Source organism: Streptomyces sp. NPDC018610 (assembly GCF_044391765.1).
GTDB lineage: Bacteria > Actinomycetota > Actinomycetes > Streptomycetales > Streptomycetaceae > Streptomyces.
The window spans coordinates 261,443-279,963 of sequence record NZ_JBISAL010000010.1 but is presented as its reverse complement, the minus strand read 5'-3'; the positions used below and the strand labels follow the sequence as shown (position 1 = coordinate 279,963).

The window sequence follows — 18,521 nt, the reverse complement described above, 5'->3', positions numbered from 1 at the left end:
AGCAGTATCTCGCCGTGGGTGGCCGCGTACGCGTGGGCCATGGCCAGGCCTTCCTCCTCGGCGGTGTCCCGCGCCGACCCCACTTTGCCGAGGCAGGTGCATCCCGGTGCCAAGCCGATCGCCGGCGTGCTCAGGCGAACTGCCCCGTGCTGTCGGAGGCTCGGGTTACCCTGCCGACCGGAGTGAAGGGGTTGTGGTGTCTGGCGAAATCGAGCTTGTCAGCGATGGCGATGGCGTCGTGGTGATCGGTCGGCGATCGGCAATTGAGAGATATCTTGACCACGCGGGGTTGCTGCCGGAGGCCGACGAGTTCGCTCTGGGAAGACTCAGCAACGTGCTCAAGGCCGGTGCCGATGTCGCGAAGACAGCATCAGGAATCGCGGAGCAGTCCGCGCGCTACCTGAAGTTGACGCCGGAGTCCGCCAAACGTCTCCGGGACGCCGGCGGACTGATGAAGACCAAGACCGAGGGCATCAGTCACGCGATGCTCGGAGAGACCGGAACCAAGTCGCTCAAGTGGCTTCAGGTCGAAGACGGACCGGCGTCTCTGCTGACGAACCCGGCGGTGCTCTCCGGTATCGGTGGCCTCATGAGTCAGTGTGCCCAGCGGCGAGAGGCACATGAGCTCAAGGCACTTCTCGTCCGCATGGACGAGAAGCTGGATGACGTGCGCAGGAGACAACGCGACGCAGTGCTCGCGAAGATGGATCGTGCGGCAGCAGCGATCGAAGACGCGATGACCATCCATCGACACGGGGGTGACCCGTCCACCCTCTGGACGAAGGTCAGCGCGGAGGCCGGGACGATCCTGGAGGTTCAGAGCGTTGCCTTGCGTGAGCTCAGTGCACTGGCCGAGAAGGTCGAAGGCAAGAGCAGGACCGGGGAGCTCAAGAGAGCCGCACAAGAAACCGAGCGTGAGACAGCCATCCAGCTTTCGATTCTGGCTCGCTGTTTCGAACTTCAAGACGAGTTTCGCGTCGTTGAGCTCGACCACGTGCTCGCCACAGCGCCGATGAACCTGGAGGGTCACCGGCTCGGTCTTGCCGAAGCACGTCAGGCACGTCACGCGGCCGTGCTCGAACGCACGCAAGGGCTTCTCCAGCAGATGAATGCCGCTGGGGGAATCGTGAACGCGAACATCGTGCTCCACGCGCGAGCGGCACGAGCCGTGATCGAATCCCTGAACTCAACAGCGGCGATCGTGGAGGACTTCCATGCCTCGCTCGGATTCCAATTCAGCCGAGGATCACTCAGTATGATCCCTTGGGGTGATGCGATACGTGACCCCCGGCAGTTGAAGAGGGCAGGAATCGAGGTCAGCCAGAAGGCCGTGGCCGGCGGCGCGGCGGCGGCGACCGTTGTGGCAATCGGGAAGTTGAGTTCGAAGATCATCCCGAAAGGATGAGTCGGTCGGTTCCTCGACGCTGCCTTCGATTGGGGCTGAAGAGGGGGCCGGTGCAGAATCCGGTGGCGACTGACAGGACCGTGACTGCCGGCGCCGCGACCTTGCGGCGCCGGCAACCGTCGACGATGAGACATGCCCCGTGGGGCGCGGCGGTAGGCTACTCGCCAGTAACTCCATCGATGGCCTCACGGAGAAGATCCGCGTGGCCGACGTGGCGGGCGTACTCCTCGATCACGTGCTCAAGGAGGAACCGCACATCGGTGTCACCGAATTCCGGGTTCGGCACGATACGCGCGAGGTCGAGGGTCACCTTCGCGAATGCCTGCCGCGACTCCTCGCACGCCTTGAGGTAGTCCTCGTAGACATCCCTTGCCGGCGTAGCGTCCGACTCGTCGTACCACTCGCCACCGTCAGCGGTGGCGTAGGTCCGATAGGGAAAGAAGCGAGGCGTCGTGCCGGCCAACGTACGCTGGAACCAGGCCCGCTCAACCCCCTGCAGATGGCGCATGAGCCCCAGTAGGGTCAACGCCGACGACCGCAGAGGACGTAGCCGCAGTTGTGCCTCCGAGAGGCCCTCGCACTTCCACAAGAAGGTCGCTCGGTGGTAGTCGAGATTCGAGGCGATCACCTTCAGCCACGAGCCCGATAGCGCGCGCTCAGGTCGGACGATCTTCTGGACCACGATGTCGCTCACGTTGGAGTCTCCTCACCAGTCGTCAAGCTTGGCCGAGTTCGCACGCGCCCACGATCCGAGGACCGACCGGCACCTCGTGAGCACGCCCGCCCAGGAAGACCCCTCTTCGTATCTGAACTCATCGCTCGATGCCGCCTCGGGAGTGCCCTCCGCGGCTGCGAGTCACACGCCCCGCACGCGACCCGGCGAGCTGCACCGCCAACGGTGACTACGACTGCGACCGCGTGTACCAGGGCATGACCATCTCGTTCGACTTCTCGATCGAGGAGATCTGGCCCATCTGGGCAGCCGGTGCGACTGCCGTCGCGGGCCTCGTGGGCCTCGCGGGCCCGGGCCGGCTGGGGGCCGACCTCGCGGACTTGCTGCCCGACTGTGCCAGCGGGTACCTGAACGCATCCTGACTGCTACCTACAGACTCCGGTCATATCGCGACCGGATGACCTCGGGGTGCGCCACCACCTCATGCATATGACATCCTCGCCCGTCGTGACTCCACCTCGATCGCAGACCGAGGCGCCTCACCACGGCTCAGGGGGCCTGGGGCCGGGCCAGGCCGTGGTCGTACGCGAAGATCACCGCCTGGATGCGGTCGCGGGCGCCGATCTTGGCCAGGACGCGGCCGACATGGGTCTTCACCGTGGACTCCGACAGCACGAAGCCCGTGGCGATCTCGCCGTTGGTCCAACCCTTGCCGATGGCGACGAGGATTTCGCGCTCGCGGTCCGTGAGACAGGCCAGGCGCGGGTCCTCGGCCCCGCCGTCGCCCGCGAGCGGCACGAGGCGGGAGAACTCCTTCAGAAGACGACGGGTGAGCGCGGGGGCGATCACCGCGTCCCCGACGGCCACCGCACGGATGCCCGCCAACAGTTCGTCGGGACGGGCGTCCTTGAGGAGGAAGCCGCTGGCTCCGGCGCGCAGCGCCGCGTACACGTACTCGTCGAGGTCGAAGGTGGTCAGCACGAGGACGCGGGAGCGGTCGCCGGCGGCGACGATCCGGCGGGTGGCCTCAATGCCGTCCATGCCCGGCATGCGGACGTCCATGAGGACGACGTCGGGCCGGAGCTCGGCGGCCTTGCGCACCGCTTCCGCACCGTGCGCGGCCTCGCCGACGACCTCCGTCCCGGGCACGGAGTCCAGGAGCATACGGAAGCCGTACCGCTGCAGCGGCTGGTCGTCCACGACGAGCACGGTGGTCACCGGGCACCGTCCTCGCGGGTGAGGTCGAGGTCGGCCCGCACCGTCCAGCCGGCGCCCGTGGGGCGCGCGCTGACGTGTCCGCCGTAGAGCGCCACTCGTTCCCGCATGCCCACCAGGCCGTGTCCTTCCTCGTTGACCGCGCGGAGACCGCTGACCGGTGCCGACGGGCCGGAGTCCTGGACGGTGACGGTCAGCCGCGTGTCCTCCGCGACGATCGCCAGGTTCGCCCGTGCTCCAGCGCCCGCGTGCTTCAAGGTGTTCGTCAGGGCCTCCTGCACGATGCGGTAGACCGTGAGCTGCACCCCGCTGTCGAGGGCGTCGATGTCCCCGGCCGTACGGTAGACGACCTCCAGGCCCGCAGCGCGCACGCCCTCGCACAGCGCGTCGATGTCCGCGAGGCCGGGCTGCGGGCTCAGCTCGGGCGCGGCGGGCGGGCCGTCCGCTTCGCGCAGCACGCCGAGCACCCGGCGCAGTTCGCCCAGGGCCTGGCGGCCGGTGTCGCCGATCAGGTGCAGTGCCTCCTTGCCACGCTCCGGGGCGGCGCCGGCGGCGTAGACGCCCGCGTCGGCGAGGGTGATGATGACGGACAGGTTGTGGCCGACGATGTCGTGCATCTCCCGGGCCACGCGAGCCCGTTCGGCGGCTATGGCGAGCCTGCCGCGCTGGTCCCGCTCGATCTCCAGCCGGGCCGCACGGTCGCGCAGCCCAGCCAGCTGGGCCCGCCGGATGCGGACCATCAGGCCTAGCGCGAGCGCCGCGGTCGCCGTGCTGAACAGGAAGAACAGCGCGTCCCAGACCGGCACCGCCGCCGACACACGCGCCGAGACCAGGCCAAGTGCCCCCGCTGTCACCGCGCAGGCCCACGGCAGCTGCCGCAGCCGTCCGTGCAGGGTCAGGCTGTACAGCGAGACGAAGAGGGCGACGTCCGCGCGGAGGGCGGCGCCCAGCGACCACTGGAGGACGAACACGGCCGTGACCGTGCCGAAGGCGGCGGCCGGAGCCCGGCGCCGCCACAGCAGCGGCAGCACCAGCCCGGCCTGTAGGGCCAGCATGCCCGCGACGGGCAGTCGGGTGAACACCAGACGGAAGCGGCGCGGGCCGTCGCCGTCCCCGCGGATCGCACCGGCCGCGTGCAGCAGGTCGGGCAGGCAGAAGAGCAGGAAGACCGCGACCACCACCGCGGTGTCCAGCACCCACGGACGGGCCCGATCGGCGTGCCGGAGCCGCTGGCCGGCCCGGCCGAGCCGGGCGACCAGCGGCCCCATTCCGCTGAGGTCTTCGGTGGTCACGGAGGTCACCGGACCATGATGCAGGTGGCTGCTGCTCAGGCGTCGCTGCGCAGCAGCCGGTACGCCGCCCCGGCCAGCGCCAGGGCCGTCCAGCCGAGGAGGACCCCGAGCCCGGCGCCCGGCGACAGGGTCGTCGAGTCGTGGGTCAGTGCGAACATGGACTCGCCGGCGTGGCTCGGCAGGTAGGGGTCGATGTCGCCCTGCCACGAGCTGGGCAGCAGGGAGATCAGTCCCGGCACGAGCATCAGGGCGGCGACGAGCACCGAGATACCACCCGCTACGGACCGCAGCAGTGCGCCCAGGGCGGTGCCCATCACGCCGACCAGGCCCAGGTAGAGCCCGGCACCCAGGAGGCTGCGGACGACACCGGCGTGGCCGAGGCCCATGGCGGCGGGCGTGCCCGAGACGATCTGGCTGCCGACGAGGAACGCGACGAACGCGCCGACGGTGGCGATGACCAGCGCGACCAGGCCGTACACAGCCGCCTTCGACCAGAGCACGGGCAGCCGGCGCGGTACCGCCGCCAGAGTCGATCGGATCATGCCGGTGGAGTACTCGCCCGCGGTGACCAGGACGCCGAGCACGCCGAGGGCGAGCTGGGCGAAGTTCGTGCCGAAGAGGGACAGGCTGGCGGCCGTCGCGGTGGCGAAGTCGCGTTCCAGGTGTCGGCCGGAGTTCAGATCGGACTTGTAGTGGCTCGCGGCGATGACGCCGAAGGCGACGAGGAAGAGCAGGCCCAGGCCCAGGGTGATCCAGGTGGAGCGCAGGGACCAGAGTTTGGCCCACTCCGAGGACAGCACGCGCCGGCCGGTCACCCGGTAGGAGGGGCGGGCAGAGGCGGCAGGGGCGGTCTCGGGGGTTCCGGGGGTTGCCGTGAGGGTGCTCATGCCGCGCTCCCGGAGGTCTCGGTGCCGGTCGTGGAGCCGTGGTATTCCACGGCGTCCCTGGTCAGTTCCATGAATGCTTCCTCCAGCGACACCGCCCTGGTGGTCAGCTCGAACAGGGGGATGCCGTGCTCGGCCGCCTTCAGCCCGATCTCGCGGGCGGACACGCCGGTGACCTGCAGCTCCTCGGAGCCGATGCGGCCGGTGATCTCCACACCGGGCCCGGCCAGCACGTCTCGCAGCCGCGCGGGGGCGTCCGTGGCCACCGTCACGGTGTCCCCGCCCGCCTCGCGGACGAGGTCCCGCACCGTGGTGTCGGCCAGCAGCCGTCCCCGGCCGACGATGATCAGGTGGTTCGCGACCAGCGACACCTCGCTCATCAGGTGCGAGGAGACGAACACCGTGCGCCCGTCGGCGGCGAGGACGGTGAGCAGGTTCCGGATCCAGAGAACGCCCTCGGGGTCCAGTCCGTTGACCGGCTCGTCCAGCATCACCGTCTGGGGGTCGCCCAGCAGGGCAGCCGCGATGCCGAGCCGCTGGCCCATGCCGAGGGAGAAAGCGCCGGCGCGCTTCTTCGCGACGCTGCCGAGACCGGCGAGCTCGATGACCTCGTCGACCCGGCGGCGCGGGATGCCGTGGGTCAGCGCGAGCGCCCGCAGGTGGTTGTAGGCCGAGCGGCCCGGGTGGATGGACTTCGCCTCCAGCAGCGCGCCCACCTCCTGCAGCGGTGCTTGATGCCGGGCGTAGCGCTGTCCGTTCACTGAGACGGAGCCGTCGGTCGGCGCGTCCAGCCCGACGATCATGCGCATCGTCGTGGACTTGCCCGCGCCGTTGGGGCCGAGGAATCCGGTCACCGTGCCCGGCTTCACGGTGAAGTCCAGGCCGTCGACGGCGGTCTTCTCGCCGTACCTCTTGGTGAGCTGCTGTGCCTCGATCATGGTCATCTCTCTCTCGCGTCAAGCACCCGGCACGCCCGGCGCCTCCTCCGCCACGCTAAGTCCGCCACCTGCCGGATCCGGTCGTACCGCGGTCGGAACAACGGCAGGCGGGTAGTACCGGAGTACTACGGCACCGGCGCCCCAGCAGGTCCACAGCACGGGGGTGGGACCCAGGCGGTGGGCGGCCAGGTGCGCGGCGGTCGACATGACGCCGTACGTGCCGCACGAGCGTCGGCTGCTGCCCCGTGCTCTCGGCGACAGTGTCGCGGGCACGGGCGAAGTCGCCGTACGGGGCGCGCGGGCCGCGCAGCAGCGGGCGGTGCGGCCGACCGTGGAGTCCGATCTCGTGGTCGCCGCGGCGATCTCGCGGACCATGCCGGGCGAGCGGTGCGCGTCACGGGCCCACAGGAAGAAGGTCGCGCGGAGTCGGTGCTCGGCGACGAGACGCAGGAAGTACGGGGTGGACATCGGGCCGGGTTTGTCGTCGGAGGCGAGGACGATGTGATCCGGGCGGCCCGGGTCGGAGAGACGAGGCATGGCACGGTTGCGCGCGGCGGGCCGAAGGGGGGACGACGGGCGCGGCAGGGCCTCTGAGCCGCATCAGCCCGGTGCTTCCTGCCGACAGGAAGCACCGGGCTGTATGGAAAGGAGGCTTCCGATCGAGAAGACACCATCAGCGGAATCGCTGTCTGGTTCGTCCTGCTGAGCCAGCCGGCTCAGCCCCCGCAGCCACCGAACCCGAGGGCGCTCACCGCGTTGTCGTAGGCGAACAGGAGTTCCTGCTTCGCGCCCGGCGGGATGCTGAACCAGTAGCCGTAATAGTCGGCATCGGTCCAGATACAGGCGAACTGGTCGCTGCGGTTCCACACCGAACTGGCCCGATCGTTCCACGCCCAGCCGATGTTGGGGATGTCCACCGGATCGAGCTGCAGGACGTCCCCGGTATTGTCGTGGCCGTCAAAGAGGCAGACTTTACCTTCTGAACAGCGGGGCACGCCCCCATCTTTGGGGTCGTCAGCCGATGCGGTTCCCGGAGCCATCAGTACGGTGGTGGAGGCGAGGACCGCCCCTATTACCGCGGTTTTGACTGACAGTTTCATGAGTACCCTTTCCGTTGTCACCCGAGGAAGCACGGCCCTGATCGCCGTGTCCAACTGTTGCTTCACGAGGGAGCTTTGGTCATAGAACGGTTGCTGCGCGCATGTGGTTCACGGAAATGACGTTGGTCGCGTTCTCCGCAAGGAATGCCCGTGGCGTTCTCACGGCTTACCGATCACTTCAGCCCGGAGAAGGTGGTGGTGCGTGTCGCAGCCGTGGCCCCGGTCGGTGCTCCCGGCGGTATCGGCGGAGCCTGCCCGTCAGGAGGCGCACTGCAGAGCTGGACACGTCGACGCCGGACGGGTGGACGAGCACACGAATCCTCCGGGGGAGACGGACTTCTTGGTCGAGAGCCCGTCTGCGAAGGATTCTTCTTCTGTCAGTTCAACTGCCCAGTCCGTCCGGCGGCAGGCTGAGGGAATCTCCGTGTCCCGGGCTCGCCGCCACTAAGGGCTGTCCCGTAATTCCTGGTGGATCAGTGCGCGGCGTCAGATGCGGTGGATCGCAAGGCGGAGGGGTGCCCGGATACTGGATGTATCCGGGCATTCCGACAACGCGGCGAGGCGCCGTAGCTGTCGTCGCGCGCCCGCCAGGGATTACGGGACAGCCCTTAGGCTCAAGGCGGGAAGCAGGTACCCTCGTGGTCCGCGATCAGGTCATTTTTGTACTACGCCGCGGACGGCATCGCCGAGGTGTCTCGCCGAACCCTGCCTCAACTCACCGGGCAGTCCACGAGGCCTCCACAGATACGCACGTTGTACACACGGGCGTGCAGGCCCCAGTCGATGGTGTAGTCCTGCCATTTGCGCAAGGTGCGCTCGGTGTAGTAGTCGTTCTCCTCGATGATGTAGCTGAATGTGACGATGTTGTTGCCCGAGTGGAAATTCCTGACGTCGTTGAAAGACACCCTCAAGTCGCCGGCGTTGGCGAAGCACATGCGGTTGCCGGTGCTCGTTTCCACCCACGCGAGATCGGTCCGCTGGGGGAGAGTGGGGTCTCCGCAAGAAGTCTCGTTGGCCGCGGAGGCGGGGGCCGTCGGCATCACGAACGTCAAGCCCGCAGCGGCCACCGCTGCGACGAGAACTCTTTTGGCCACCTGCGTCATGGTTGTTCCCCTCTACTGGATGCACATGATCAAGCGAAACTGGTCGGATCTCTTCGCCATCGGCCCGGCGCGAGCGCTGCGGCCAGGCGCAAGGCTACGGAGAGTGCGGGTCGCAGTCGTCACCACACAGAGCTAACTCGGCGTAGCTCCCACGGGGGACAGGCTCTCGGAGGCAAGGCGCAGCAGGAGGTGGATGCCGATCGCGTACAGCGGTGGCTCAACAGCCGACCTGCGCCGGCATGGGGGCGAGGAGCCTCGCTGGCCCAGAAGGAGACCGCGACGAGGCGCTCGGCATCTCGCGCGGAGACGCAGCGGGGATGGCGCCGCCGTCCAGCGGCCGGCGGACGCCGCCAGTGCGTCCGCCGGCACGCCCGCCCATGTACGAGCGGCACAACTCGTCCCACGTCGACCTCTCGTTGACCCGCAAGGACGGACACACCTACGACCGACCCGGGCACCGCGGCTCCAGCACGCCGTACGTCCCCGCGACGCCGGCGAATTCACGGCGTGAAGAGAGGGGCGTGGCAATCCTTGCCAGCGCGTTCCGCATCCACGGGTGTAGGCGACCCTTCCGTGGCCGCCCGGACGGCAATAGGAGACGTTCCGCCACTTCAGTACGTGGAGTCCGCGCTGCCGCCGCGCTCACCACGGAAGACCGTTCGCGCGTACGTCAGAGGGCGGCGCCCCCATCCACCCGGATCACCTGTCCGGTGATGTACGCCGCTCGGTCCGAGAGGAGGTAGGAGACGAGTTCCGCGACGTCCTCAGGGCGTCCGAACCGCTTGAGCGGGATGCGTTCCAGCATTTTCTCCCGCATCGGTTCGGGGATGTCCTCCATCATCTGTGTCTCCGTGATGCCCGGCGCCACCACGTTGACCCGGACGCCGTGGGCCGCGACCTCCCGCGCGAGTGACTTGCTCATACCGATGATGCCCGCCTTGCTGGCGGCGTAGTTGCTCATCGTCACGAAGCCGCTCAGACCCACGATCGAGGAAATGTTGACGCAGGTACCGGACTTGCGTCGCAGGAAGCGGTACAGGACCGACTGGCACACGTTCCACATGCCGGTGAGGTTGGTGTCGATCACGTCGTCCCAGGACTCACCGGCCAGCAGGGGCATGGGGCCGTTCCTGGTGATTCCGGCGTTGTTCACCAGGGCCGTGACGGGACCCAGCTCGCTCTCGGCGTGAGCCACCATCTCCTCGACGGCATCGCGGTCGCGTACGTCGCACTCGGTGAACAGGGTGCGGACGCCCAAGGCTTCGATCTCTTCCCGGGTCGTCCGTGCTTCCTTGCTCTCGGACCGGTAGCAGCCGATGACGTCGTACCCCTCCGTGGCGAGTTGCAGGGCGATGCTCCGGCCGATCCCTCGGGCCGCTCCCGTGACAAGGACGCGGCGCGGACTCTCCTGGCTGTCCCTCGTGCTGTGTGCGGCAAGCGGCTCGGGTCCGGCGATGTCGTTGGACAAGGTCTCTCCCCAGGTGGCTCCACTGTGGTGCCTCAGCAAAGCACCGTTCCTTAAAGGGCCGCTTAAGCCCCGGAAGGTAGCCCGCCGGCGTGTACTGCCGTGATCAGGACGTCGCGTCGGTCGCCATCTCGCGCGGCTCGGTCCGATCGTCATGGGCGACGGCAGAGGTGTCGGACGAGTGGGGCGCGAGGTGTTGCTCCGCCTGCGGCGGCAGGGCCAACCGGTAGAGCGGCACGGCTGCTGCCGTGGTCACCACGGCGACGAGGACCAGGAGCGAGAAGACGTCCTCGGAGATGATGTGCTGGCTCAGACCGATGTTGATGAAGATGAGGATCATCAGGCCCCTGGCGTTCATAAGTCCTCCCACGGCCCAGGACTCGCGCCAGGAGAAGCCTGTCACCCGCATCGCGAGCCCGCATCCGACGTACTTCCCGACGAAGCCGGCGATCAGCAGGGATGCGAAGGCGAGCAGCATGGTGGCCCCGGCTATGCCGCTGAGCTTGGTGTTGAGCCCCGAAAAAGCGAAGAATATCGGGAGCAGGAAGACACTGACGAAGTCCATCATCCTGCCGTGCAGGGCCTCCCGGAAGGCGGCGTCGCGTGGCATGGCGAGGCCGGCGATGAACCCACCGAACACGGAGTAGATCCCTATGCGGTCCGTGAACCAGCCGGCGCCGAGGACGACGAATGCCACGATGTACATTTGGCTGAGCGTAAGGCTCTTCGTCCGGGCCGCCCGTGCGCCGATGGGACGCAGTAGGCGTGCGACGCCGAAGAGCATCACGGCGGCGAAGACAGCGGCCAGCAGGATGCTCTCGAGCGCGCTCATGGGTCCTGAACCGGCATGCACGGCGGACAGCACTGCGAGGAAGCACCAGGCGGCGACGTCGTCCATGGACGCGGCTACCAGCGTCAGTTTACCCAGGGGCGAGTTCTCCAGACGCCGCTCGTACAGGATGCGGGCGAGCATGGGGAAGGCGGTGAGGGACAGCGCGCCGCCGATGAAGAAGGCGAACTCCGTGCGGGAGACGTCGTCCCTGGAGAGTCGCGAGTACCACAGCAGTCCCGCCGCGGCACCCAGTACGAGCGAGGGGACCATGCCCGAAAAGGCGAGAAACATCGCGTGCCAGCCCCGGCTCCGGCTGCCTTCTTCGCTCGCTCCTCCCGCGTGGGCCCCGTTCTTCGCGCCTTTCTCGCTGTGATCGATTCCGGCGCCCACCAGGAACATGTACAGGGTGAGCCCGAGGGTGCTCAGCACATAGAGGATGGGTTTTACGTCCGGAGGGAACAGCGATTTCTGCACTCCGGGGAGAATGAGCCCCAGAAATGTAGGTCCGAGAAGGACGCCGGCCACCATTTCTCCGAGGACGCGCGGTTGCCTGAACGCGAGGGCCAGCGACCCGCAGGCCGCCGACGCGGCAAGAACGACCAGCACCGCCGCCACTACCTTTAGGGTGAGCTCAAGATTCGGGTCGCTCGGAGAATAGAAGGCGAGAGTTTGCATGGCACCCCTTGGCTCGCTCGTCGAATAGGCCGTACGAGCTTGTCAGCCGGCGCTGAAGGATCACCTAAGCCTTGCCTAAACGACGCTGTACCAGGGCCATTGCCCTGCCATGTCACGGGGTCACGTCCCCGGAGCGAGGGGCGGGGGCACTAAAGACCTTCCTAAGTGCCGCTTAAACGCGGCGGGGTCGGCGGTCCATCGTTCAGCGGGGCGGCTCCGCTCTCCTTTGCGAAGATTTTGTCTACTGTCGAGTAGAGGTGTCCCTTTCCGAATCCCGGCCGCGATTGTGCGTCATCGCGGTGCGGGGCCCCCTCTCCGGTGTGGGCGTCGATATCGCCACATGGGCGGACTTAAGATCTGGCTGACGCTTGATCATACATCGCGCGCGGCCGGTGGGTAGGGATCGATCGCGTGATCTGGCTGCCTCTGAACGGGGTTGACGTCTGTCATGCCCGCCTCCATGATTTAATTTCGCCTGTCGCGCAGTTGTTCCACCCGGTGAAATGGCCTTCGGTATTTCGAGTGGAGGGCATGTGAGGTTCAGAGTCTTAGGTCCTGTGGACGTGGAGAACGACCTCGGTGAAAAGGTCACTCCGCAGGCACTCAAAATTCGGTCGCTCTTGGCCGTGTTCTGTATGCACGCGGGCAGCGTGGTTTCTCCGGCACGGCTCATCAGTGCGCTGTGGGGAGGAACGCCCCCACGGACCGCGTCCACGGCGCTTCAGGTCTACGTCTCCAAGCTTCGCCGGCAGTTCAGCCAGGCGGGCGCGAGCCCTTCCCTCATCACCACCACATCGTCCGGCTACCTGATGCGGCTCGACGAGCACACCCTCGACCTGGCCCTCTTCGAATCCAGCGTGGTCGAGATCCAGCAGGCCATCGACGCCGACCGCACCCAGGACGCCGCCCGGCTCCTCTCCGAATCGCTGACGCTCTGGCGGGGTACCGCACTCGCCGATGTGCGCACCACTCCCGCCTTGGACGGCTACGCGCAACAGTTGGACGAGCGGCGCAACGCTCTGCACGCCCAACGTCTCACCCTGGAGCTACGGCTCGGTCGCCACGCGGGCCTCATCGGGGAGCTCTACGGCCTCGCGCAGGAACACCCCATGTGGGAGCACGTGTACGCCTGTCTGATGATCGCTCTTTACCGCAGCGGTCGAATACCCGAGTGCCTGACCGCGTATCAGCGCATACGTCAGACGCTCCACGACGAGCTGGGCATGGAACCCTGCAACCGGCTGCGCAATCTGCACCGCGCGATCCTCGCCCGCGAGCCGTGGCTGGACGACCACGGCCGGCTGCTGTCCGCGGCGTACGCTTCGTGAACGTCACCTGGCAGCGGGGCCCGGGGAGAACGCGGACCGGCGGGCGGCACGACCGGTCCGGGCGTGGCCGTGGCCTTCCCTTCGCGTCTGCCGCATACATCCTCTTCGTGCTCACGGTCGGCACGAACATGCCGACCCCTCTGTACGCCCGGTACCAGGCCGAGTTCGGGTTCTCCCCGCTCGTGGTGACTCTCGTCTTCGCCGTGTACGCGGGGGCTCTGATCCCCACCGCCCTGTTCGGCGGAGCATTGACCGACAGCATCGGCCACCGCCGTGTGGCCGGCCCGGCCATCGCCCTGTCGGTGATCGCGGCCGTCCTGTTCTGCTGTGCCCAGGGCGTCGCCTGGCTGTTCGCGGCGCGGGCCCTGCAGGGCATCTCGGTCGGCGCGGCCTCGGGGGCGCTCACCGCCGCCCTGGTGGAGACGGAACCATCGGGAGATCGTGCGCGGGCTTCCGTGCTCGCCTCCGCCATGATCACGGGCGGCGGCGGCATCGGCCCGATCCTTGCCGGGTTCCTCGGCGAGTACGCGCCGTGGCCGCTGCGCCTGACCTACCTCGCCGAACTCACCCTGCTCGCCCTGGCGGCGGCAGCCGCCACCCAACTGCCCAAGGCGGCGCGTCGCGGTGCCTGGCGATTCAACCGGCCCCGCATCCCGGCCGCACTGCGGCGGCCCTTCGCCCTGGCATGCGCCGTGAGCGTGCTGGGGTGGGCCGTGGTCGCACTCTTCCTCGCCATGGTCCCGTCGTACGCCACGGCCATCCTGCACCGCAGCGACCTTCTGCTGGCCGGCACGGCAGGGGGCATGTTCCTGCTGTTCGCCGCGGGCACGCAGTACGCGGTGGCGCGCGTGGGCATCGCGGCCCGGCCGACCGCGGGGCTGCTTCTCCTCACCATCGGCCTCGGGACGCTGGCGGGCGCCGGAGGCACGCGCTCGCTCTGGCTCCTCCTCGCGGCCGCCGCCTGCGGCGGGGCGGGCCAAGGCATCACGTTCAAGGCCGCACTGACCAAGGTGAACGAGACGGCGCCCCAGGAGTCCCGCGCCGAGGTCCTTTCCGCCTTTTACATGATCACGTACTTCGGGGTCGGGCTACCGGTCATCGGCGTCGGCCTCCTGGCCGCGGTCACCGACCTGCTCACCGCCGTCGTCACCTTCTCGGCGGTGACGGCACCGGCCTGCCTGGTTGTCGCGGTCAAGGTTCGCACTACGTGGACCGACGCCGTTTAAGGGGAGGTAAGGACCCTTTTAGCGGGCGTCGTTAAGGTCCGTCCAACACACCGACTGGTCCCCGCGCGGCCCGCCGTGCGGCGGGACGCATCAGCCGAACGAGGCGAACGCCCGTGGACACCATCAGCCACGACCCACAACTGCTCGGCGAGTACCAGCCCTTCGGCCGTCCACTGCACGTATGGGCCGCGCGAGCCCCGCTGCCGGACGACGAGCGCTTCACCGCGTACACGTCGGAACTGGCCGAGGGCGAACGCGCGCAGCTCGCGCGTATCGTCACCGGCGCCGCGCGCGCCCAGTTCGTGACCGGACGTGCGCTGGCCCGGGAAGTCCTCGCCCGCGAGCTGCGGACGACGAGGTCGCGCATTCGCTTCGCGGCCGACGCATCAGGCCGGCCCTGCCTGGCCGAACCTCTCGGCACTGGAATCGACTTCAACCTCTCGCACTCAGGGCGGCTCACGCTGCTCGCTGTGACGCGGGGGAGCCGAGTGGGCGTCGACGTCGAGCAGACGGCGGTGGAGCGGGACTTCTCCGGGGTGGCGATGGGCTTCTTCTCCCCGGCCGAGTACGAGCAGTGGTCCCTGGCCGACACAGCGGACAGGAGAAGCCTGTGGTACCGCATCTGGACCCGCCGTGAGGCATATGTGAAGGCCACCGGCCTCGGGTTGCGCGACATCGGCGACGACCATCACGGCCGCGGCTCGGCCTGGGTCGACATCGCCTTGGAGCCCGCACCAGGTCATGTCGGCTGCGCCGTGCTCCTCAACCGCCCCTGACCGCCCGGAACCCCACTTTGTTCGAGGTGAACCAGATGACGTCCGACACTCCTCTGTGGTCCCCGCCGCGCGACGTTCTCGACCGCTCCCGCATCGGCGACTACCTGCGTTGGCTGGCGAGTCACCGCGGGCTGCGGTTCGACGGTTACACGGACCTGTGGCGCTGGTCGGTGTCCGACCTGGACGGCTTCTGGTCGTCGGTGTGGGAATACTTCGAGATCACGCCGGAGACGCCGGCTCCCGCTTTCGTCGACGCTCCTGCCATGGCGGACGTCCGGTGGTTCCCCGGGGCGCGTCTCAACTACGCCCAACGTGTCCTGAGCATGCCGGGTGTCGAAGGCTCGACCCCCATGGTGATCGGGCACTCGCAGACGAGAGAGGCTGTCGTGCTCACCGCCGACGAGCTCCGCGACCAGGTCGCGCGTGCACAGCGCGGCCTTCGCGGTCTGGGGGTCGGGCGGGGTGACCGGGTGGCCGCCTACCTGCCGAACATTCCCGAGGCCGTGGTGCTCCTGCTCGCCTGCGCGGGCCTGGGCGCCGTCTTCTCCTCGTGCGCTCCGGAGTTCGGCGCCCGCTCCGTACAGGACCGATGGAGCCAGATAGCCCCGAAGGTACTGGTGACCGTCACGGGTTACCGCTCCGGCGACCGGCTCGTCGACCGCGCGCCGGAGGTGGAGGCGATCCGCGCCGCTCTGCCGAGCCTGCGGCACACCGTGACCGTCCCGTACGCGGGTTCCGACGTGGACTGCGACATGACCTGGGAGGAACTGCTCGCCGACACCGGTGAACTCGTCTTCGACCCAGTCGAGTTCCGCCATCCCCTGTACGTCCTGTACTCGTCGGGGACGACAGGACTGCCCAAGCCCATTGTGCACGGTCACGGCGGCATCCTCCTGGAACATCTGAAGATGCTGGCGCTCCACCACGACCTGGGCCCCGGGGACCGATTCCTGTGGTTCAGCACCACGGGCTGGATGATGTGGAACTACCTCGTCTCCGGGCTCGCAGTGGGCAGCGCCGTAGTCCTCTTCGACGGCAACCCGACGCATCCCGACCTCGGAGCCCTGTGGCGTCTGGTCGAGGAAACCGGGACGACGTATTTCGGGACGTCGGCCCCGTATCTGATGGCCTGCCGCAAGGCCGGGATCACCCCGTGGCGGGACCTGGACCTCTCCCGCTTGCGAGGCATCGGATCGACAGGGGCCCCGCTGCCCGCCGAGGGCTTCCGCTGGGTGTACGACGCGGCAGCCGACAGCGGGGCACCCGCGCCTTTGCTCACGTCGTTGTCGGGCGGCACCGACGTGTGCACCGGATTCGTCGGCGGAGTCCCCTTGCTCCCCGTCATCGAGGGCGAGATCAGCTGCCGCTGTCTCGGAGCGAGGATCGAGGCCTACGACCCCGCCGGCCGGCCCGTCACCGGGCGGACCGGGGAGCTCGTGGTGACCCGGCCGATGCCGAGCATGCCCGTGGCGCTGTGGGGCGACGCTGACGGATCGCGGCGCCACGCGTCCTACTTCGCACGCTTTCCCGGAGTGTGGCACCACGGCGACTGGATCAGCATCACCGAGCAGGGCGCCTGCGTGATCAGCGGTCGTTCGGACGCGACGCTGAAGCGCGGGGGAGTGCGCCTGGGCACCGCCGAGTTCTACACGGTGGTGGAGGAGCTCGACGAGATCGCCGACTCCCTGGTCGTGCACGTGGAGAACTCCGGGACGGGCACCGACAAGCTGATGCTCTTCGTCGAGCTGCGCGGCGGAGGCGCCGTGGACGGCCGGCTGCGCGAGCGGATCAGCCATGCGCTGCGCACCGAGCTGTCCGAGCACCATGTTCCGGACCACATCGTCCAGGTTCCCGCTGTTCCCCGCACGCTGTCCGGGAAGAAGCTGGAGATCCCGGTGAAGCAGATCCTCGCCGGTGCCGAACCCGAGCTCGTCGTGGCCCGGGGCGCTCTGGCCGATCCCGGTGCACTCGCGGCCTTCCAGGACGCGGCGATCCGCTACCGTACGCGTGATCGTGTACAACGGATACCTGAGTCGGGCCGCCAGACCGCGTGAGAGGGCACCCATGACGATGACCACGCCGACCGCGACGGACAACTTCACCGCGCCCATCGAGGACCGGTACTTCGAGGACTATGTACCCGGCACGGAGCACGTGTTCGGCAGCATCACCCTCACCGAGGAGGAGATCCTCGACTTCGCCCGGCGCTTCGACACCCAGAGTATTCACACCGATCCCGCGGCGGCGCAGGCCGGTCCGTTCCAAGGCCTGATCGCGAGCGGCTGGCACACCACGGCCGTGATGATGCGTCTGTACGCGGATCACTACCTCAGCAAGGTCGCATCGCTCGCGTCCCCCGGTGTCGACGAGGTGCGCTGGAAGCGTCCGGTGCGGCCGGACGACACGCTGTCGGTCCGCGCCACGGTGACCGAGGCACGCGTCTCTCGCTCCAAGCCGGACCGCGGCCTGGTGCACACGGACGTGGAAGTGCTCAACCAGCACGGCGAGACCGTCCTGACGATGACCATCATGAACATGCTTCGGCGCAGGCCGTAGCAGTCACCACGGCCCGCGCCGATCTGCCGTCACGCGAATGTCAGCACGATCTTCCCGATGTGCCGGCCGCTGATCATCCTGCGGAAGGCGAGACCGGCCCGCGACACCGGGAACGGTGTGTAGGGCAGTGGCGCCAGGCTGCCCGTGGCGAACAACGGCGCAAGCTCCGTGAAGAGTCCACCGATGACTTCCGGACAGCGTTCGACCAGCAGTCTGAGATCCACGCTGTGCATGCTGAGGCTGTTGCGGAAAGGGCCGAGCCCGAGCGCGGCGTCGGCCATGATGTCACGCGTGCCGATCTCGATGAACCGGCCACGGATCCGCAGCAGTTCCAGGCTTCTGCGCAGCAGCTCTCCCGTGAGGGAGTTGAGGACGACGTCGACACCCTCGCCGCCCGTGGCGGCGAGGACCCCGTCGCCGAACTCCACGCTGTGGGAGTCCATGACGTGCTCGACTCCGCGCTCGCGCAGATACGCTCGCTTCTCCGGGGTTCCGACGGTCGCGAACACCTCTGCACCTCGGAGTTCCGCTATGGCCAGAGCCGCCGTACCCACTCCGCCGGCCGCTGAGTGGATCAGAACCCTCTCCCCGCTACGGAGGCCGGCCAGGTGCACCAACCCGTACCAGGCGGTGAGGAACGCGACGGGCAAGGTGGCGGCCTGCGCGAAATCCAGATGGTCGGGCAGGGCCATGACCACTGTCGCCGGCACGTTGAGCTCGGAGGCGAAGGTTCCCTCCGCCACCGCCGCGACCCGGTCGCCGACCCGGAAGGCGGCCACGTCCGCTCCGACCGCGGTGATGACTCCGGCGCACTCCAGGCCAGGCCGCGGCACGTCCTGGAAGTACGCCGCGGAGAGGCCCATCGCCGTCAGAACATCACGGAAATTCAGTCCGGCCGCGAACACCTGGATGGTCACCTCGCCCGGACGCGGCGGTTCCGGCTCGGTCGCGACCAGCTCGAATCGCAGCTCGCCGAGGCTCGGCTGACGCAGTTCCACACGGGCGGCCCGGCGGCCGTCGGCCGCGGTCGAAGGCAGGTGCTCCATGAACTCT

At 68.3% G+C, this 18,521-nt stretch carries 18 protein-coding genes; 7 read left to right on the top strand and 11 right to left on the bottom strand.

The window, feature by feature from the left end; genetic code table 11:
- Positions 1–196: 196 nt before the first annotated feature.
- On the top strand, positions 197–1,405 hold the full coding sequence (locus ACH5A8_RS25860; RefSeq protein ID WP_399005725.1) for a hypothetical protein: 1,209 nt from the start codon (positions 197–199) through the stop codon (positions 1,403–1,405).
- A 157-nt stretch (positions 1,406–1,562) separates the two neighbouring features.
- Here ACH5A8_RS25860 and ACH5A8_RS25855 read toward each other — a convergent pair whose 3' ends face one another.
- Positions 1,563–2,099 (bottom strand): DinB family protein, encoded by a 537-nt coding sequence (locus ACH5A8_RS25855; protein WP_399005724.1) that lies wholly within the window; start codon positions 2,097–2,099, stop codon positions 1,563–1,565.
- Positions 2,100–2,335: 236 nt separating this feature from the next.
- Between ACH5A8_RS25855 and ACH5A8_RS25850 the strand changes: the two genes are divergently transcribed.
- Positions 2,336–2,500: a hypothetical protein gene (locus tag ACH5A8_RS25850; protein WP_399005722.1), complete on the top strand. Its 165-nt coding sequence runs from the start codon at positions 2,336–2,338 to the stop codon at positions 2,498–2,500.
- A gap of 127 nt (positions 2,501–2,627) precedes the next feature.
- Here the strand turns inward: ACH5A8_RS25850 and ACH5A8_RS25845 are convergent, their stop codons facing one another.
- The 9 genes from ACH5A8_RS25845 to ACH5A8_RS25805 form a co-directional block, all read right to left on the bottom strand.
- A complete protein-coding gene (locus tag ACH5A8_RS25845; RefSeq protein ID WP_399005720.1) occupies positions 2,628–3,296 on the bottom strand; it encodes a response regulator in 669 nt (222 codons plus the stop codon).
- Positions 3,293–4,585, bottom strand: coding sequence for a sensor histidine kinase (locus ACH5A8_RS25840; protein WP_399005718.1), 1,293 nt, complete (start codon positions 4,583–4,585; stop codon positions 3,293–3,295). Before ACH5A8_RS25840 ends, ACH5A8_RS25845 begins: the two co-directional genes overlap by 4 nt.
- Positions 4,586–4,620: 35 nt before the next feature.
- Positions 4,621–5,472: an ABC transporter permease gene (locus ACH5A8_RS25835; RefSeq protein WP_399005716.1), complete on the bottom strand. Its 852-nt coding sequence runs from the start codon at positions 5,470–5,472 to the stop codon at positions 4,621–4,623.
- A complete protein-coding gene (locus ACH5A8_RS25830; RefSeq protein WP_399005714.1) occupies positions 5,469–6,407 on the bottom strand; it encodes an ATP-binding cassette domain-containing protein in 939 nt (312 codons plus the stop codon). The genes ACH5A8_RS25835 and ACH5A8_RS25830 overlap by 4 nt, the downstream gene beginning before the upstream one ends.
- Positions 6,408–6,425: 18 nt before the next feature.
- Positions 6,426–6,875, bottom strand: a complete 450-nt coding sequence (locus ACH5A8_RS25825) for a hypothetical protein (RefSeq protein ID WP_399005942.1) — start codon at positions 6,873–6,875, stop codon at positions 6,426–6,428.
- Positions 6,876–7,123: 248 nt separating this feature from the next.
- On the bottom strand, positions 7,124–7,507 hold the full coding sequence (locus tag ACH5A8_RS25820; RefSeq protein ID WP_399005712.1) for a peptidase inhibitor family I36 protein: 384 nt from the start codon (positions 7,505–7,507) through the stop codon (positions 7,124–7,126).
- Positions 7,508–8,217: 710 nt separating this feature from the next.
- Positions 8,218–8,610 carry a beta/gamma crystallin domain-containing protein gene (locus tag ACH5A8_RS25815; protein WP_399005711.1) on the bottom strand — a complete coding sequence of 131 codons (393 nt, stop codon included), beginning with the start codon at positions 8,608–8,610 and terminating at the stop codon, positions 8,218–8,220.
- Between the two features lie 670 nt (positions 8,611–9,280).
- Entirely contained in the window at positions 9,281–10,078 is a 798-nt protein-coding gene (gene fabG / locus ACH5A8_RS25810) for a 3-oxoacyl-ACP reductase FabG (protein WP_399005709.1), read from the bottom strand.
- A 103-nt stretch (positions 10,079–10,181) separates the two neighbouring features.
- Positions 10,182–11,522 carry a cation:proton antiporter gene (locus ACH5A8_RS25805; RefSeq protein WP_399005707.1) on the bottom strand — a complete coding sequence of 447 codons (1,341 nt, stop codon included), beginning with the start codon at positions 11,520–11,522 and terminating at the stop codon, positions 10,182–10,184.
- A gap of 563 nt (positions 11,523–12,085) precedes the next feature.
- Between ACH5A8_RS25805 and ACH5A8_RS25800 the strand changes: the two genes are divergently transcribed.
- The 5 genes from ACH5A8_RS25800 to ACH5A8_RS25780 all read left to right on the top strand — a co-directional run bounded on the left by ACH5A8_RS25800 (position 12,086) and on the right by ACH5A8_RS25780 (position 17,468).
- Positions 12,086–12,910: a BTAD domain-containing putative transcriptional regulator gene (locus ACH5A8_RS25800; RefSeq protein WP_399005706.1), complete on the top strand. Its 825-nt coding sequence runs from the start codon at positions 12,086–12,088 to the stop codon at positions 12,908–12,910.
- Positions 12,862–14,136 carry an MFS transporter gene (locus ACH5A8_RS25795; protein ID WP_399005704.1) on the top strand — a complete coding sequence of 425 codons (1,275 nt, stop codon included), beginning with the start codon at positions 12,862–12,864 and terminating at the stop codon, positions 14,134–14,136. Before ACH5A8_RS25800 ends, ACH5A8_RS25795 begins: the two co-directional genes overlap by 49 nt.
- A 113-nt stretch (positions 14,137–14,249) precedes the next feature.
- Complete coding sequence (locus ACH5A8_RS25790; RefSeq protein ID WP_399005702.1) at positions 14,250–14,912, top strand: 4'-phosphopantetheinyl transferase family protein; 663 nt, start codon at positions 14,250–14,252, stop codon at positions 14,910–14,912.
- A gap of 35 nt (positions 14,913–14,947) precedes the next feature.
- The gene (locus ACH5A8_RS25785; RefSeq protein WP_399005700.1) at positions 14,948–16,966 is read left to right on the top strand and encodes an acetoacetate--CoA ligase; all 2,019 of its coding nucleotides are present in this window, start codon (positions 14,948–14,950) and stop codon (positions 16,964–16,966) included.
- Positions 16,967–16,976: 10 nt separating this feature from the next.
- The gene (locus ACH5A8_RS25780) at positions 16,977–17,468 is read left to right on the top strand and encodes a MaoC family dehydratase (RefSeq protein ID WP_399005698.1); all 492 of its coding nucleotides are present in this window, start codon (positions 16,977–16,979) and stop codon (positions 17,466–17,468) included.
- A gap of 29 nt (positions 17,469–17,497) precedes the next feature.
- Here the strand turns inward: ACH5A8_RS25780 and ACH5A8_RS25775 are convergent, their stop codons facing one another.
- On the bottom strand, positions 17,498–18,514 hold the full coding sequence (locus ACH5A8_RS25775; protein WP_399005696.1) for a zinc-binding dehydrogenase: 1,017 nt from the start codon (positions 18,512–18,514) through the stop codon (positions 17,498–17,500).
- Positions 18,515–18,521: the final 7 nt, after the last annotated feature.

Excerpts from the sequence above, each read along its gene's own strand:
- ACH5A8_RS25830 (WP_399005714.1), bottom strand. The coding sequence starts at position 6,407 with ATGATCGAGGCACAGCAGCTCACCAAGAGGTACGGCGAGAAGACCGCC.
- ACH5A8_RS25850 (WP_399005722.1), top strand. The coding sequence starts at position 2,336 with ATGACCATCTCGTTCGACTTCTCGATCGAGGAGATCTGGCCCATCTGG.
- ACH5A8_RS25820 (WP_399005712.1), bottom strand. The coding sequence starts at position 7,507 with ATGAAACTGTCAGTCAAAACCGCGGTAATAGGGGCGGTCCTCGCCTCC.
- ACH5A8_RS25825 (WP_399005942.1), bottom strand. The coding sequence starts at position 6,875 with ATGTCCACCCCGTACTTCCTGCGTCTCGTCGCCGAGCACCGACTCCGC.
- ACH5A8_RS25785 (WP_399005700.1), top strand. The coding sequence starts at position 14,948 with ATGACGTCCGACACTCCTCTGTGGTCCCCGCCGCGCGACGTTCTCGAC.
- ACH5A8_RS25800 (WP_399005706.1), top strand. The coding sequence starts at position 12,086 with ATGGCCTTCGGTATTTCGAGTGGAGGGCATGTGAGGTTCAGAGTCTTA.
- ACH5A8_RS25780 (WP_399005698.1), top strand. The coding sequence starts at position 16,977 with ATGACGATGACCACGCCGACCGCGACGGACAACTTCACCGCGCCCATC.
- ACH5A8_RS25775 (WP_399005696.1), bottom strand. The coding sequence starts at position 18,514 with ATGGAGCACCTGCCTTCGACCGCGGCCGACGGCCGCCGGGCCGCCCGT.
- ACH5A8_RS25815 (WP_399005711.1), bottom strand. The coding sequence starts at position 8,610 with ATGACGCAGGTGGCCAAAAGAGTTCTCGTCGCAGCGGTGGCCGCTGCG.
- ACH5A8_RS25835 (WP_399005716.1), bottom strand. The coding sequence starts at position 5,472 with ATGAGCACCCTCACGGCAACCCCCGGAACCCCCGAGACCGCCCCTGCC.